Source organism: Deinococcus seoulensis (assembly GCF_014648115.1).
GTDB classification, from domain to species: domain Bacteria; phylum Deinococcota; class Deinococci; order Deinococcales; family Deinococcaceae; genus Deinococcus; species Deinococcus seoulensis.
This window is the reverse complement of the sequence record NZ_BMQM01000006.1, coordinates 65,252-80,769: the sequence shown is the minus strand read 5'-3', so window position 1 is coordinate 80,769 and position 15,518 is coordinate 65,252. Positions and strand designations below refer to the sequence as shown.

Annotated in this window: 11 protein-coding genes; 7 read left to right on the top strand and 4 right to left on the bottom strand. The window is 59.5% G+C overall.

The window, feature by feature from the left end:
• Nucleotides 1–33: 33 nt before the first annotated feature.
• Both IEY70_RS06620 and IEY70_RS06615 read left to right on the top strand, forming a co-directional pair.
• Nucleotides 34–3,522, top strand: coding sequence for an Eco57I restriction-modification methylase domain-containing protein (locus tag IEY70_RS06620; protein ID WP_189064219.1), 3,489 nt, complete (start codon nucleotides 34–36; stop codon nucleotides 3,520–3,522).
• 46 nt (nucleotides 3,523–3,568) lie between these two features.
• Nucleotides 3,569–5,371, top strand: a complete 1,803-nt coding sequence (locus IEY70_RS06615; RefSeq protein ID WP_189064218.1) for a DUF262 domain-containing protein — start codon at nucleotides 3,569–3,571, stop codon at nucleotides 5,369–5,371.
• A gap of 145 nt (nucleotides 5,372–5,516) precedes the next feature.
• Here IEY70_RS06615 and IEY70_RS06610 read toward each other — a convergent pair whose 3' ends face one another.
• Genes IEY70_RS06610 through IEY70_RS06600 form a run of 3 tightly spaced genes read right to left on the bottom strand, consistent with a single transcriptional unit; the run spans nucleotide 5,517 to nucleotide 10,204 of the window.
• Nucleotides 5,517–7,685 carry a DEAD/DEAH box helicase gene (locus tag IEY70_RS06610; RefSeq protein ID WP_189064217.1) on the bottom strand — a complete coding sequence of 723 codons (2,169 nt, stop codon included), beginning with the start codon at nucleotides 7,683–7,685 and terminating at the stop codon, nucleotides 5,517–5,519.
• A gap of 15 nt (nucleotides 7,686–7,700) precedes the next feature.
• Nucleotides 7,701–8,306, bottom strand: coding sequence for an OmpA/MotB family protein (locus tag IEY70_RS06605; RefSeq protein ID WP_189064216.1), 606 nt, complete (start codon nucleotides 8,304–8,306; stop codon nucleotides 7,701–7,703).
• Nucleotides 8,303–10,204 carry a hypothetical protein gene (locus tag IEY70_RS06600; RefSeq protein WP_189064215.1) on the bottom strand — a complete coding sequence of 634 codons (1,902 nt, stop codon included), beginning with the start codon at nucleotides 10,202–10,204 and terminating at the stop codon, nucleotides 8,303–8,305. Before IEY70_RS06600 ends, IEY70_RS06605 begins: the two co-directional genes overlap by 4 nt.
• A gap of 110 nt (nucleotides 10,205–10,314) precedes the next feature.
• Between IEY70_RS06600 and IEY70_RS06595 the strand changes: the two genes are divergently transcribed.
• From IEY70_RS06595 to IEY70_RS06580, 4 genes are all read left to right on the top strand, one after another.
• Nucleotides 10,315–11,160, top strand: a complete 846-nt coding sequence (locus tag IEY70_RS06595) for a vWA domain-containing protein (protein ID WP_189064214.1) — start codon at nucleotides 10,315–10,317, stop codon at nucleotides 11,158–11,160.
• 2 nt (nucleotides 11,161–11,162) lie between these two features.
• A complete protein-coding gene (locus tag IEY70_RS06590; protein ID WP_229777698.1) occupies nucleotides 11,163–12,113 on the top strand; it encodes a protein phosphatase 2C domain-containing protein in 951 nt (316 codons plus the stop codon).
• A 4-nt stretch (nucleotides 12,114–12,117) separates the two neighbouring features.
• A complete protein-coding gene (locus IEY70_RS06585) occupies nucleotides 12,118–13,104 on the top strand; it encodes a serine/threonine-protein kinase (RefSeq protein ID WP_189064212.1) in 987 nt (328 codons plus the stop codon).
• Nucleotides 13,105–13,380: 276 nt separating this feature from the next.
• The gene (locus tag IEY70_RS06580; protein ID WP_189064211.1) at nucleotides 13,381–13,911 is read left to right on the top strand and encodes a 3'-5' exonuclease family protein; all 531 of its coding nucleotides are present in this window, start codon (nucleotides 13,381–13,383) and stop codon (nucleotides 13,909–13,911) included.
• Between the two features lie 87 nt (nucleotides 13,912–13,998).
• On the opposite strand, the gene IEY70_RS06575 is transcribed toward IEY70_RS06580, so the two are convergent.
• Nucleotides 13,999–15,093, bottom strand: a complete 1,095-nt coding sequence (locus IEY70_RS06575) for a phospholipase D family protein (protein ID WP_189064210.1) — start codon at nucleotides 15,091–15,093, stop codon at nucleotides 13,999–14,001.
• 160 nt (nucleotides 15,094–15,253) lie between these two features.
• Here IEY70_RS06575 and IEY70_RS06570 point away from each other — a divergent pair, with 160 nt between their 5' ends.
• Nucleotides 15,254–15,511 (top strand): hypothetical protein, encoded by a 258-nt coding sequence (locus IEY70_RS06570; protein ID WP_189064209.1) that lies wholly within the window; start codon nucleotides 15,254–15,256, stop codon nucleotides 15,509–15,511.
• The last annotated feature ends 7 nt before the right edge of the window (nucleotides 15,512–15,518 follow it).

Here is a 15,518-nt window from a genome sequence, read left to right as displayed (position 1 = left end):
CACCCCGTTCCTTCCACCCGCCCCGGAGGCCCCATGAGCACCAGAACCCTCAGCAGCACCGAACTGAAAGACATCCGCGCCGCGCTGCGCGACTTCAACTTCACCCGCGTCATGAACCTGCTCGGCTGGAACCACGCCACCGGACAGAGCACCCTGAGTGCAGGCGACGACCAGTTCACCCTGAAACCCATCGCGCAACTGGGCGGCGTGCAGGTCATCGAAGTCACCAGCCAGGGCAACCCCACCACCCTGCCGCTGGAACAGACGCGCCGCAAACTCAGCGACGAACTGACCAGCACCGCCCGCGAACACGTCCTGATCTTCGTGGACGCCGCCCGCACCCAGAGCCACTGGTACTGGGTCAAACGGGAACTCGACGGCACCAAACGCAAGGCGCAACCCCGCACCCACACCTACATCAAGGGCCAGCCGGACGACCTGTTCATCGGGAAACTCTCGGGCCTGTTCGTGGACATCGCCGAACTGGACGACAACGGCGAACTGCCCGTCCTGGAAGCCGCCCGCCGCCTCAGCACCGCGCTGGACAGCGAAGCGGTCGTCAAACGTTTCTACAACGAATTCAAGGACGTCCGCGAAACCCTCGCCGAGCAGATCAGAGGCATCAGCGACCCCAAGGACCGCGCGTGGTACGCCAGCGTCCTCCTGAACCGCCTGATGTTCGTGTACTTCCTGCAAGGCAAAGGCTTCCTGGGCCGCCCCAAACCCACCAGCGACGGCGACCGCCGCTACCTGCAACACAAACTGGACGCCAGCCGCACAGAAGGCCCAGACCTGTACTACAGCACCTTCCTGCACCACCTGTTCTTCGACGCCTTCGCCAAACCCGAAGACCAACGCAGCGCCGACACCGTACGCCGCACCGGGCAGATCCCCTACCTGAACGGCGGCCTGTTCCTCAAACACGGCATCGAACTCAAGTACCCCGGCATCACCATCCCCGACGCCGCCTTCGACGGCATCCTCGACCTGTTCGGGAAGTACACCTGGAACCTCAGCGAAGACGACAAGCACGCGAACGGCCTGGACCCCGACGTGCTGGGCCACATCTTCGAGAAGTACATCAACCAGAAAGGCTTCGGTGCGTACTACACCCGCCCCGAAATCACCGAGTACCTCTGCGAACAGACCGTCCGCAAACTCGTCCTGGACAAGATCAAAGCCTACCGCCCCAGCGACACACACCTGCATCACAACCTCAGCGACGCCCTGACCAGCGCCGACCGCGACCTCGTCCGGCACCTGCTGACCGCAGACGAAGGCCTGAAACAGATCAGCCTCCTCGACCCCGCCTGCGGCTCCGGCGCGTTCCTGGTCGCCGCCCTGAAAACCATGCTGGACATCTACACCGTCCTCATGGGCCGAATCCACGCCCTGCACGACCCCACCCTGCTGACCTGGGAAGCCAAGTTGCGCGGCAGCCACGCCAGCTACCACTACAACCTGAAAAAGCAGATCATCACCGACAACCTGTACGGCGTGGACCTGATGCCCGAAGCGGCCGAAATCGCCAAACTGCGCCTGTTCCTGTCCCTGGTCAGCAGCGCCAACACCCTGGACGACCTGGAACCCCTGCCGAACATCGACTTCAACATCCTGACCGGCAACAGCCTGATCGGCCTGCTCGAAGTCAACGAAAACGCCTACAACGCCCAGCGCAGTAGTGGCAAGGCCGCCGCCATGACCCCCCTGCTGGGCATCGGCTCAGTCACGTACGGCGACATCGTCAAGGAACGCCAGCGCCTGCTGAAGATCTACCGACACCGTGACGTGCAGGCCACCCAGGACCTGACCGCCCTGCGCGAAGACATCCAACGGCAGAAAGACACCGCCTACGAAACCCTGAACGCCCTGCTGCACAAGCAATTCCACGACCTGGGCATCAAGTACGAGGAAGTCACCTGGGACGCCGCCAAGGGCAAGGAAGGCAAGACCAAGAAGCGCGCCCTGACCCTGGACGACATCACGGCCCTGAAACCCTTCCACTGGGCGTTCGAGTTCGCGGAAGTCATGGCACGCGGCGGATTCGACGCTGTGATCGCCAACCCACCCTGGGACGTATGGCAGACGGACGAGAAAGAATTCTTTCAGCGCCACGCGACGGGAATTCAGAAGAACAAAATCCGTATTGAAGATTGGAAGAAAAAGCAGGCTGAGCTTATGGCCATTCCGGAAATACGGGACGCCTGGCTAGAATTTGCGAGCCGTTACCCCCACACTTCCGCATACTTTAAAAAATCCCCTCAATTCAGCCATAATATCTCATTTGTAAATGGTCGGAACGTAGGATCAAAAATAAATCTCTATACCTACTTCTTGGAGCAGAGTTACCGCCTGCTGCGCGACGGGGGAGAGTGCGGGATCGTGATTCCCAGCGGCGTGTACACCGACCTGGGAGCCAAGGGCCTGCGCGAGATGCTGTTCGAGAAGACGGAAGTGACCGGGCTGTTCGCCTTCGAGAATCGCCGAATGATCTTCGAGAACGTGGATAGCCGTTTCAAGTTCGTGGTGCTCAGCTTCCGCAAGGGCCACAGCACCCAGGACTTCCCCGCGGCGTTCATGCGCCACGACGTCAAAGACCTCAAGAACTTCCCCGGCGGGGTCGGCATGACCCTCAGCGTGGACAACGTGCGCCGCCTGTCACCGGACAGTTTGAGCGTCATGGAGTTCAAGAGTGAACTGGACGCCCACATTGCCGAGAAGATGCTGCGCTTCCCCCTGCTGGGCGAGCAGCTGGACGGCGTGTGGAACCTGAAATTGAGCAGCGAGTTCAACATGACAACTGATAGTCACCTGTTCCACACCCAGCCAGCGCCAGGGCGACTCCCGCTCTACGAAGGGAAAATGATTCATCAATTCAGGCACGACTTTGCAGGGCCGCGCTACTGGGTAGATGAAAAGGAGGGGCGAAAAGGCGTTCTGGGAAGAGATATTGATGCAGGACAAACACTGGACTTCCAGGGCTATCGTCTGGGCTTCCGAGACATTGCACGTAACACGGACTCTCGTACGCTCATCTCCACCGTGATTCCTCCAGCTTTCCACGGCAACAAGCTACCCACCACAGAAGGTTTGGACGGCGCGCAGAATTTGTCTCTTGCAGCTATCTTCAATAGCTTCACTATGGATTGGGTTATCCGGCAGAAGGTCACCACAACTATCAATTTCTTCTATATCTACCAACTCCCAGTTCCTCGCCTCACTTCTGCTGATCCTTCTTTCCAGCCTATCGTGACGGCGGCGGCGAAGTTGATCTGCACCACGCCGGAATTCGACGATCTGGCGAAAGCGGCTGGCCTGCAAGGTCACACGGACGGCGTGACCGACGACGCGGGCCGCGCCGCCCTGCGCGCCGAACTGGACGCCCGCGTGGCGCACCTGTACGGCCTGAGCGAGAGCGAATTCACGCACATCCTGGGCACGTTCCCACTGGTGGATCAAACGGTGAAAGACGCGGCACTGGCGGAATTCCGGCGCTTGGCCCCTGCGGGGGTGCTGGCGTGACGGTCGGGGTACTTATGAACAGCATCAAGAACGAGCGGGGGAACGCATGACGACGACATTCAGCCCGGACAAGATTGCCCTGTCCGACATGCTGCGCTCGGTGGCGGACGGCAAACTGCAACTCCCGGACTTCCAGCGTGGCTGGGTGTGGAACGACGATCACATCCGCAGTCTGCTGGCCAGTATTTCCATGTCGTTCCCGGTGGGGGCGGTCATGACGCTGGCGACCGGGAATCCGGACGTGAAGTTCAAGACGCGGCCCCTGGAGGGCGCAGAACCTCCGGTGAATGCAAGGCCGGATTTCCTGCTGCTGGACGGGCAGCAGCGCATGACCAGTCTGTTTCAGGCGATTGCCAGTGGCAAAGTTGTAGATACGCGGGACGCGCGGGACAAGGATATTCAGCGGTGGTACTACGTGGATATTCGGAAGGCCGTTGATCCGAACGTGGACCGGGAGGAGGCGTTCGTGAGTCTGCCGAGGGACCGCCTGACGCGGAATTTCCGGGGTGAGGTCGTGGTGGATTACAGCACGCCGGAACTGGAGCGGGCGGGTGGGCTGTTCCCGGTGGGCCTGATGTTTGGTGAATACGAGGACTGGGCGGAGGAGTACCGTGACCTGTCGCCGGAGCATAAGGAGCGTTGGAAGGCTTTCCGGAAGGCGGTGCTGGAACCGTTCCAGAAGTATCAGGTGCCTGTGATTGCCATGGGGAATGGAACGCCGAAGGAAGCGGTGTGTCTGGTGTTCGAGAAGGTGAACACGGGCGGCGTGAGCCTGACGGTGTTCGAGCTGCTGACGGCGACGTTCGCGGCGGAGAACTTCCACCTGCGGGAGGCGTGGCTGGGCGATCCGAAGTCCGGTGTGACCGGGATTCAGGGGCGCCTGCACAAGCATCCGGTGCTGGGGAACGTGGAGAACACGGACTTCCTGCAGGCGGTGACGCTGCTGGCCACGCGGGCGCGGCGGCTGGAGCAGTTGCAGGCCGGGAAGCTGGATTCGGAGGCGGCGGCCGTGTCCTGCAAGCGCAAGGACGTGCTGAAGCTGACCTTGCAGGAGTATCAGGCGCACGCGCAGGCGGTCGAGCAGGGGTTCATCCGCGCGGCGCAGTTCCTGCGGACGCAGAAGATGTTCACGGCCCGCGACCTGCCGTACCGGACACAACTAGTGCCCATGGCGGCGGCGCTGGCCGTGCTGGGCGACAAGGCGCAGAGCGTGGCGGTGCAGGACAAGCTGGCCGAGTGGTACTGGAACGGCGTGTTCGGCGAACTGTACGCCAGCGCCACAGAGACGCGCTTCGCGAAGGACTTCCCGGAACTGCTGGCCTGGATGGATGGCAAGGATGCGCCGGACACGGTGCGGGAGGCGAGTTTCAACGCGCAGCGCCTGGATGACCTCCGCACCCGCAACAGCGCCGCTTACAAGGGCGTGTACGCCCTGTTGATGCGCGACGGCGCCGAGGACTTCCGCACGGGCCTCCCCGCGACGGACACGGCGTACTTCGACGAGAGCATCGATATCCATCACATCTTCCCGCAGGACTGGTGTGAGAAGCAGGGCATCAAGAAACGCGTGTACGACAGCGTGATCAACAAGACGCCGCTGGCGTACAGGACAAACCGCAAGATTGGAGGCAGTGCGCCAAGCGCTTACCTTGCCCGCCTTCAGAGGGGTGACAAGGACACGCCCCCAGTAGATGGGGAACGCCTGGACGAGATCCTGGAAACCCACGTGATTGACGTGGCAGCCCTGCGCAGCGACGACTTCAACGCGTTCTTCATGGCTCGTCGATCGGCGCTGCTGGACCGGATTGCCGGAGCCATGAAGAAACCTGTGTCGCGTATGGAGACCTGACGCTCTTCCCGCTTATGGGAAAGAAGTCGGTCAGGGGTTGAGCATGTGCCTGAGCTTGCGCTTCGGCCAGACGAACTGCACCAACCCCACGAGGATCAGCGAAAAGGTGGCGTACAGCAGCGTGGGACTCTGCAACAAGCGGCGCTTATGACACCCAGTCGGAGAGCCATCCCGGTTTCGTGCTGCCGCTTGTTTCCTCATGTTGGTGCGGTGATCGACGGTACGTGAAAGTGAACACGCCTTTGGCACTCATGACTTTCCGCACTTCGTCCTGAAATTGAGGGCTGCACTGCGCCCCACTGACATGTAACCAACCACGCGTGCGGGTCATGGCAGTAAACAACTGGTTGCGAGTGGCGATACTGCTCTCGTTTCTGGCGATGGCATCGACCCCGATGACATGAACCATGTCTGCCTCGTTGCCCTTGGCACGGTGAATGTCAGTGATGGTGATGGCGTCGTCGCACCAGAAGAGGTCGGCGTTCTTGACGCGCCAATCGGTAGCGCTCATGTCGTTCTTCTGAAGTTGGCCCGGTAAGTAGAAATCGAGATGGGCTTCTGTCATGCGCCTGCAGATTGCGTTTACCAGTGCGTTCTTCTGACGACCTTGTCCGAGCACCACCACCAGGATCTGCCTACTCTGAGCGAACCCATCGAATGTCGTATTGCGGCGCAACTGCTCCACCAGATGATCAAGTTCAGCTTCCCGACTCTCGAAGAAATGAAAGTCGAGCAATGATCCTTGCCAGTACCTTTTCAGAGGGTTGGGCGAGTGTTCTGCTGGGCGCCGCAACGTGACGCTACGTCCAGACAGAAACTGCCCGTCCACGACGTACCCGATGTCCTGCCATTCACGCTGGTTCGTCGGTCCGGCCAACATGCCGTTTTCTCTCAGTAAGCCCATGCCCAGGGCGTGGGCAGCGACCAGAATGTCTTCAGGTGTGCGGTAGCAGCGGTGCATGACTTCACTTTTCTGGGCGCCGCCATGATGTGTTCCAGTGACGAGGTTCGCGCCTCCCTCTCCGAACAATTCGCGGGCTGTCGGCACGGCCTGAGCATTCAAACTTTGGGCCTCGTCGTAGGCCCAGACGAGTCGGCGTTCACCTGTTCCGCCTATCGGCCGGAGCGCTTCATGGGCTAACCAGAAGATAGGTTGCCGGTCACGGTACCGGTATGTCGGTGGAGTCACCACGAGATCCTGGCTTTCATCCAGAAGAATCGCGTCGAAGACTGGCCGGATGCCACCGTGCCCCTCTGTGGCGTTCAGCAGATCCCGGCAGGCCTGCGCCAGGCGTTCGGCGGGCGTGCCGGTGTAATCGTTCACGGCGCGCGGCTTGAGGTTATGCTGCCGGGCAAGCATGCGGTAGAACCCGTCACGTTTCGTGCTTCCCCACGCATGAAAGACGTGCAACTGGGGGCTGGTCTTCAGTGTGACCTCTCCGTCGCTGTAATAGCGTAGCCAACGGTCGACCTGTCTCTCGACCATATGGTAGAGGCTCCGGTTGAAGAAAACGAGGGCAATCGTCCAGTCCGGATGCTTCAGGCGCATCGAGGCAGCGCGTTGAGCCAGCAGAATGGTTTTGCCTGAACCGGCTATGCCCCGGATTCGTTGCGGACCCGGAGGAATGAGGCGCGCAAGACGTTCCTGCTGGTGATCGAAATCGTGCCGGTGTGCACGGGCGCGGATCATGATGCTGGCCTTCTGGCCGCTTAAGCCCTGGTCAACCTGCGCTGGGTTGCGCAGACCACCCCCAGCACTCAGGGCCGACTGCAGGGCCGCCCACGTCTGATCGTCCATTGGACCACGAGAGTGCAGAGGGGCGGCGCTTTGAACTGCAGAGACGAGACGTTCGGGTTTCAGGTCATCCAGAAACAGACAGGGCAGCGTGCTCGGATGTCTGGACTGCCACTGGGCCCTGGACGCAAGTGGCAGTCCGACGAGAAACCTGGTGGGCACCTTGTCCAGCAGGAGCGGGTCACCATTCAACTTCTTCAGCAGAGCGTTGGCGTGTTGCCAGGCATCCTCCACAGGTTGCATGGTCTTGGTGACGTAATGTTGGACCGTCCAGGTTGGACCGTCGATTCGAAGCACCTGATCATCCCGAAGCGGATGGACATTCATGACGATCAGTCCGAGAGTCCGGTCGAGAATCAGAATGTCGGGTTCCCGTTGAGCATGGGTTGTGAAGATGGGATAGCGCCAGTAAACCACAGCGTCCCGCGTCCTCCAGGCCTCTCGCACGGCCTGCCAGACGCGTGCTGAAACGGCCCCCTCATCGCCCGCAATTGCTTCCGTTACGACGAAGTGAGCCATGTCTCGACCTTATTTCTATTTCGCTGAGTTGGCATACTCGATGAGGATCTCGACTCGCTCATTTCCCGTCTGCGACGCCTTGAAAATAGGGTTTTGTCCAGCCCGGCCAGCGATAGCCATTTTGTACGCTGGAATATGTCCAGCCCCACTGAAGACCCGCGTCACCATCTCTGCACGCGCGGCCGAAAGTTGCCAGTTGTCGGCCTCGCCTGGGCGCGGCGGGCGGGTGTGCCCCTCAATCCTCAGGCGACGCCACTGATCATCATGTTCCCGAACGACACGGGCAAATTCCAGCAGGGCCCTTCGGCTATTGACCGTCAGGCGGGCGGTGCCAGGGGTGAACAGGTTCTGCTGATTGAAGACCCAGCGTTGTGCCCCGGGTGGGTCGTTTCTTCCTCTATTGACATAAGGGGCTTTTAAATTGTTCTGCGCATACGCGTCTTTTACCTCACGCTCAACCTGGGCCTGGGCTTTCTTGTACTGAATGCTGTCCCACCCGATTCGTCCGTATAGGACGACGAGCACTGCAATAAGGGTCATGACCATGACCATGGTGAACGCCATATCCGTATAGGCGATGTAGAAGTTCGACTCAATATCTGGGGTCCGGCGCCGGGTCATTTCTGCGTGCCGTCTCGACGGGTGCGGCCCAGGCTCGCAGTTTCAGGCAGGTCGTCACCTATGAACCGGTAGGGTTGGCTTTCGCGAACTGGTCGTTCCGACTGGGCAATCGTTTTGGTCTGTTCACGCTCGGTCAGCTTATTGAGTTCGGTAACCAACCCTTGGAGAGAATCCGTGATGCGGTGGAAATCTCTGCGAGTTTCATCATGCTGTTTTTGCAGTTGTTCTGCGACGCTCATCTGCCCCTGGAGTGTTCCGGTGGTGTGCTGGGCCAGCTGTGCATATGCGCTGTGCCATTGCCCGATGGCCTGGTGGATCTCGGCGCTGACCTTTGTGGTGGTGTCGGTAAGCTGCTGCCCCATTGCCTGGGTCTGCGCACGGGTTTCAGTCACGATGGCCACGCCGTTGGTGTCAAGAAGTGTGTCCAGGCGCTGCGCAAATGTATCTTGCCAGGCGTTCCATCGGGCGGCCAGCTGTTCGAGGCTCTGCTGGAACTGCTGCCAGCGTTCTGTAGGTAGCAACTGTGGATCGAGGCGCTGCGTGAGTTCTTCGAGTGGTTGCAAGGCGGCACTGACATGCTGAAGGTCATTCCGAAGGAACTCAGCTGCGCTGTGATGGTCCCGGAACAGGTCGTCGACCTTCGTAAACAATTGAGCGGTCGTCTGGGTCATATCGCTTCCGCTGCGACGCTGCTGTTCAAGCATCTGCGTAGTGTGGCCAACCAGTTCGGCCCGTGCGGTTTCGAAACCATCCAGGTTGTCCTGCAGGCCGTCCAGGAGCCGACTGGTAGTGTCCATGAAACTTTGCACCAAGGTGCCCAGGTCGCGGCTGTGATCACCTGCTGTTTTCAGAATATGCTCGCTCGTCTCTGTGTACAGGCGCTGCTGGGTATGAAGCGCGGTGACGTTGGCGTCCAGGGAGGTGGTCGTGGCGCTGAGTTGTGCCTCACTGCGCTGCAGGGTTTCGGTGACCTGTTGCAGAACGTCGGCTGCGGCCTTACTCGTGCGGGAAACTTCTTCCGCTGACCGTACTGCTTCCAGCCCTACGGTTTCCAGGTGCTGACCTGCGTCGGTAAAGATCTGCGCCGCACGGTCGTTTTGCTTCTCGAACACATGAATCTGTTGCGCCATTGTCGTGTGGATCCGGTCCAAACTGTCTTTGTTGGCGCTCAACGCTTTGAGGATTGCGTCCTGACGCTGCCCAACCTCGCTCCAGGCCACAGGCAGCATTTTGAAAATCACCAGTTGTTCTAGGGTTTGTTGAACGTTGTCACGCTGTTCCATGGTGGGCATCAGTGCCCAACGCGTTACGATGAGTGAGGTGGCCACGCCCCAGAGCGTGCAGATGAACGCAACCTTCATCTGCCGGAGCAGGGACCCGAGGCTTTCATTGAGTGCTTCCGGCGACTGGCCTGAAGACAGCAGTTCGAGTGACTGCTCCAGTTGCGGCGCAAATCGTCCGATCGTAATACTCAAGCCCAAGACGGTGCCCAGCAGGCCAATCAACATGAGTTGGTTCGGTCGTTGCCGCAGGCGCGCGAGCGTACTTTCATGCAGTAAAGGCACGGCATTGAGCGCCACTTGTGTGTCCACCGAGGGAAGTTTCCGCAGTCCTCGGAGGTGCTGCCATGTTTCCTGCAGGGTGGCCCCAACTGCACCATAGTTGCCCAATGGCAGGACCGCATGATGGGCCAAGATATTGGGCATGACATTTTTATCGATGTCCGCCAGGGTGGTCGAGAGTCCGGCGATGTTTGACCGTAACTGGCGGCTCTGGATGAAGGTGTAAATGGAGAGCCCGAGGAGGCCAGTCACGACGACGATCCCTTCGACCGTCGTTGGAAAGACAAAACTGAGAAATAATGAGGCGACATTAAGAGGAGAGGAATCGGTGCTCATAGGGTTGTTGCCAGTATCGCACCTTCAATGCGCGTCCGTTGGCGCAAATGTGGTGGCACTGGGCAAAAAACGGTGTTAGCATCTCGTCATTTCTTGACTTAGGAGTGCATATGCCCTACACACAAATCATTAACCGTGCTCATCCTTCTGCCTTCGTGTTCGTCATCGATCAATCGGGCTCTATGTCGGAGCAATGGGGCAGCAGTGGGATGACCAAAGCTGAACAGGTTGCAACCATTATCAACCGCCAATTGACTAACTTGTCAATTCGTTGCACGAAGGGTGAGGGTGTCCGTGACTACTTCGACATCGCCGTGATCGGCTACGGCCGTGGGGTCCAACCCGTGCTTGGCGGAACACTGGCGAACCGAGACCTGATTCCTGTCAGCGACATTGCCCAATATCCGCTGCGGGTTGAAGATCGGACCAAGAAAATTGATGACGGGGCCGGCGGTCTGATTGAACAGAAGGTGAGGTTCCCAGTCTGGATGGACCCTCAGGCTGCCGGTGGTACGCCGATGTGCGCGGCGCTCGAATACGCTCGCACTATTCTGGAGCCCTGGATCGATCAGCACCCGGACAGTCACCCTCCCATCATTTTGCACATCACGGATGGAGAATCGACGGACGGGGACCCCGTGCAGCCTGCGCAGACTCTCAAAAACCTGCACACCAACGATGGCAACGTTCTGGTGTTTAACGCTCATATCAGTGCATCAGGGGGCATTGCTGTGGAGTTCCCCGACTCAGATGCCGCCCTGAGTGACGTTTACTCGCGCACTCTGTTCGAGATGTCCAGCGTTCTTCCGCACGGAATTCTGGTCGCAGCAAACCATGCCGGACATCAATTGGGGGATGGTGCCCGAGGCTTTGTCTATAACGCAGACTCCGCCAACCTCATTAACTTCCTCGATATCGGAACTAGTCCGGCGGCGGCTATGGAAGCTGATCGCTGAACATGCCTATCGCGTTTCTCACCGCCCGTAGAGTTCCAAAAACGGGAGCTCCGTTGTCTGAGTGCGAAGACGCCACATCACCAACTCCAGAAAGGTCGGGCCCCGTCTTGCTTCCTCCGCAGGGGTTGGCGGTCGCAGTGGCTGATGGGGCGACAACGTACTCCTACTCTCAGGAGTGGGCAAACATTCTCTGCACGGAACAAGAAAAGCGACCCCTCGCTGATGTGGATGACCTGATGGCGCGACTTCCCTCCTGGCAAACAGCATGGCAGGCCGCGATTCAGGACCGGATCAACGACCTCCCCTGGTTTGCAGCGGCCAAAGTCGAGCAGGGAGCCTTCAGTACGTTTCTGCAACTGACCTTACATCCGGACGGCACATGGCAGGCCCTCGCCATAGGCGACAGTTGCCTCGTCCAGTGCCGCAAAGGGAAGTTGGTCTGGCGAAATGGGGACTATGCGTTTTCCTTTCCATTGCAGACTTCCGAAGCATTTTCCGCGCGTCCTTACCTCTTGCCCACCCGTCCCGACATGAACTCGCGGGTTCGAGAGTACTTCCGAGAAACCCAAGGTAAGTGGCAGGCGGGAGACGAATTTCTGTTAATGACAGATGCATTAGCCGCATGGTTCGTTCGGGAGACGGAGCAGGGTAGGACCCCCCAAGAAACTTTGCGGACATTTACTGATCAATCCCCTCAAATTCATGAGGACCAGGATGTATCTCATGTTGAACGTCACGATTATAGTATAGATGATCTTCGGCCGCTATCATTGTACCTCTCTCGATATAGCCGAATCGAAGAGGGGAATAAAAGTATTCACCGATCGGACGGGATCATTGGGCATCCCAGTCTTGATGAAGCGTTCGGGCACTGGGTAGAAGAATCAAAAACAGTCAGAGGACTCAAGGATGACGACGTCTCATTTGTACATGTAAGCCTGCGGGAGGCCTGAAAACATGCCAGATCTTGCTTCTTTCAGTGAAGCGGTACAGATGCCTGCGTCATACCATCCCAGTCTGGGAGATCTGAAAAATGGTAGGCTCGTTGTCAATGCAATGGGACTCCCTACGCCTGACAGCGGCAATTTCGCCGTGGTTTATCAAACCGAATACTCTGGCAAGCGCCACGCGTTGCGGTGTTTCATACGCCCGGCCTCTGATCAGGGAGAGCGGTTCGCTCACATATCAGCTTATCTGAAACGTTATCCCTGTCGCTACTTTGTGGATTTCGAATTTCATCCGCAGGGTCTGAAAGTGGCAGGTCAGTGGCAGCCTCTAATGGTGATGGAGTGGCGTGATGGAGTGCCGCTGGAAAGGCATATCAAATCATTATTAGGCGATGCGGATCGATTATTGCAGTTGGCTGGAAAATGGGTCGAGATGTTCGACTATCTGCGTGGTCTGGATTTAGCGCACGGTGATATCCATCCAGATAATGTTATCGTCCATGATGATCAACTCTATTTGATTGATTACGATGCGGTATACATTCCATCCTTGCAGGGAAAAAATATCCAAGAAGCTGGCCAGCGGAACTTTCAGCACCCCGAACGCAATTCAAGTCACTACGGGCCTTATATGGATAATTTTCCGTCTTGGATTGTCTATTACACATTGATACTGCTCAGCATCGAGCCGGACCTCTGGGATCGCTATCAGGGCGGCGATCAAAAATTGATTTTTACAGCTGATGACTACCGTGAGCCGGATAAATCGCGTCTTCTGAAGGAACTCATCCAGGGTAAGAACCCCATCTTTCAACTCATTGCACAGAACATCAGGGCCATGCTGAAACGGAAGCTTGAAGATGTTCCCGCCCTCAGTGAGAATTTGGTCCGTGCCGGAGCACTTCCTCTTCCGCCACAGGCACCCTCAGACTGGTGGAAAGATCATCGGCCTACGAGCGAAGGGGCAGGTGTGCCATCTTGGCTTAAAAAACGATAGTTGAACTCGCTCGTCTGAAGGAGTCTCTCGAAGAGGTTGAGGGACACGAGGGCAAGTCTGGCGCCTCATGCAGTTGGTGAGTTGTCTGATACCGAATCTTGGAACGTCACTGCTTGATGTTTATCTATTCTGCGCTCCCTAATGCCTATAGGTGCACAACCCGGCTACGCGTGGCCGGGTTGTGGGCATGGTGCACCTGGGCGTATGAGCACCCCGTGACTGCCCGTTGCATGGTTTCCGGCGGCGTTGGGCGCAGCAGGGGCCTATGCTGCCCGCGTGTCGACTACTGCCGTTCCTGCTCCTGCCGAGGGCGACGCGTGGCCTGCTGAGATTCCTGCGGGCGTGGCGTTCCTGGACTTGGAGGTGCGGGGGGACGGGTCGCTGAGGGCGGGGGCGATGGTCAGCGGGGGGCAGCCGTGGGTGTTCACTGGTGAGCACCTGTCGCAGGTGGAGCAGGTCGCGCCGCGCGTGGCGGTGCTGGCGGGGCATAACGTCCGGCGGTTCGATGTGCCGCAATTGGAGCGTCTGATCGGAACACACTTCCCGGCCGAACTGGATGCCCGAGTGGTAGACACGCTGGAACTCGCGAGTCTGGTGTTTCCCGGTGAGCCGTCGCAGGCGCTGGACAAGCTGTACCGCGAGCAGTCGTCGCTGAGTGACCCGGTGCAGGACTGCCTGGAGTCCGCGCAGGTGCTGGCGCGCTGCGTGCGGGCGCTGCCGGGCGTGCCGGGGCTGGTGCGGTCGGTGGCGCGTCGCCTGCTGCCGCCCGGCGCGACCCGTGACCTGAGCCCGGCAGAGGTGACATGACCGCGATGACCCGGCGGCCCGGAAGTAGCTACCGGGTGCGGCCAGGGCTGGAAGCTCGAAATTTGGCAGTAACCTGCTGCCTCGTTGTCAGGTGAGGTCCAACTCCAGGGTCTGGTTCTCCCGCACGCTCCGGAAGTAAGTTCGGAAATCATGGGCCAGTGGCCGGGACGGCGTCTGTAGAGGCAGGTACGTCCCGTAGCTCAGACCCACGTCCAGTTGTGTCAGGTAGTGATCGAAGCGATCCCCGGCTTCCTTCACCACATGTTCCACACGTTCCGGATCCGCCTTCAGGTACTTTGAAGCCGCCTGCCGTAACCGCCCCATGAAATCCTTCTTCCAGGCGGAGGCGTTGTCTGCCACGAGTGCATTCATGGTGTCCCGCAATTCGTGATGCAGGCTCTCGATTCTGTTCTGAAAGCGATCACGATCCGCTATGGGCACGGCGTAGGCCAGGCCGCCAGACAGCTTCACGGCGCGTCCAGCTTGCCCATCCTGCAGCTTCTTCAGGCCTGCCCGCAGCTGATCCAGCCCGACTTTTCGCTCCCTGGCCGTCACGAAATCCACCCGTGCGGGTCGTAACCCCGGGGTCCGGTCGGCGACGGGAATCCCGACCTTGCTTTCGGTCAGCTCGAACATGCCGCGCATCATGCGGGTGTCCACCATGATCACGACGACGTCGCTCTCGATCATCTCCTGCGTCAGGAAATTCTCCCGGAGACGGTCACCCTTCGCCTGAGCCTCAAGGAGCCGTGCTTGATTGAGCGGATCTGCACGCGACCAGTGCCCCATCAGGTCCCGGATGAAGGAAATGCTGAACTCTTCCGGGCCGGTCATCGCTTCCAGGTTGCGGTGGTTGCCCCTTTGAGTCAGGTTCGCCGATCCGGAAAAGCCGACTGCCTGACTGGCGTGCATCCGCAGGTACACCTTCGCGTGCAGGTCGGGCAGAGTGCGTACCTCCGCACCCCCATCCATGAGGGCGGCCAGGGCCGTCGCCTGCGAGGAGCCGCGCGCCAGATCGACCGGGTCAAGGGTCGTCAGGACCCGTGCACCGCTGACGAGATGGGCAGGTAGGGACGCCGTGATGAAAGGGGAGACGATCCACAGGGTGCCGGGCCGCTGCTCAAGGAGGCTCAGTCCAGCCCCCCATCCTTCCCAGCGGGTTTGAGTCAAGCGTTCGGTCATGCCTGTCAGTCTGCCGCCTCAGGGTCGTACGTCGTGCCTTATGTGTGTCTGAGAAGGGCTGGAGCTGGCCTTGAGCCAGTCGAGTCGTCAAGCGGATCTCGCTTTCACGGACAGCTTCCACGGCGGCCGGGGTTCCAGCTGGCGAGGACCGACCTGAACGGTGGATCTCGTGCTGGCCTGCGCCGAGTGGTCGGGCGAGGAGAGCGATGCCTTCCCCACCCGGCGCTTTCTGGAGCGGCTGCACCAGCGCAACTCGTACCTCATCGACAGCCACTATCCACTGCGTGACGCTCTGATCCGCGACACCGGCCGCACCGCGCAGGAGCGCTGGTCGTTCCTGCGGGCCCTCCGGGAGCAACGGCAGGTATGGCCGCCTCGGAGCTGGGACGGGCGCCCGGCGGCCGAGCATCTGGGCTGAACCGGCC

Bases quoted from the DNA above. Each gene is read 5' to 3' on its own strand.
- IEY70_RS06590 (WP_229777698.1), top strand. From the start codon at position 11,163: ATGCCTATCGCGTTTCTCACCGCCCGTAGAGTTCCAAAAACGGGAGCT.
- IEY70_RS06620 (WP_189064219.1), top strand. From the start codon at position 34: ATGAGCACCAGAACCCTCAGCAGCACCGAACTGAAAGACATCCGCGCC.
- IEY70_RS06615 (WP_189064218.1), top strand. From the start codon at position 3,569: ATGACGACGACATTCAGCCCGGACAAGATTGCCCTGTCCGACATGCTG.
- IEY70_RS06610 (WP_189064217.1), bottom strand. From the start codon at position 7,685: ATGGCTCACTTCGTCGTAACGGAAGCAATTGCGGGCGATGAGGGGGCC.
- IEY70_RS06605 (WP_189064216.1), bottom strand. From the start codon at position 8,306: ATGACCCGGCGCCGGACCCCAGATATTGAGTCGAACTTCTACATCGCC.
- IEY70_RS06575 (WP_189064210.1), bottom strand. From the start codon at position 15,093: ATGACCGAACGCTTGACTCAAACCCGCTGGGAAGGATGGGGGGCTGGA.
- IEY70_RS06585 (WP_189064212.1), top strand. From the start codon at position 12,118: ATGCCAGATCTTGCTTCTTTCAGTGAAGCGGTACAGATGCCTGCGTCA.
- IEY70_RS06595 (WP_189064214.1), top strand. From the start codon at position 10,315: ATGCCCTACACACAAATCATTAACCGTGCTCATCCTTCTGCCTTCGTG.
- IEY70_RS06600 (WP_189064215.1), bottom strand. From the start codon at position 10,204: ATGAGCACCGATTCCTCTCCTCTTAATGTCGCCTCATTATTTCTCAGT.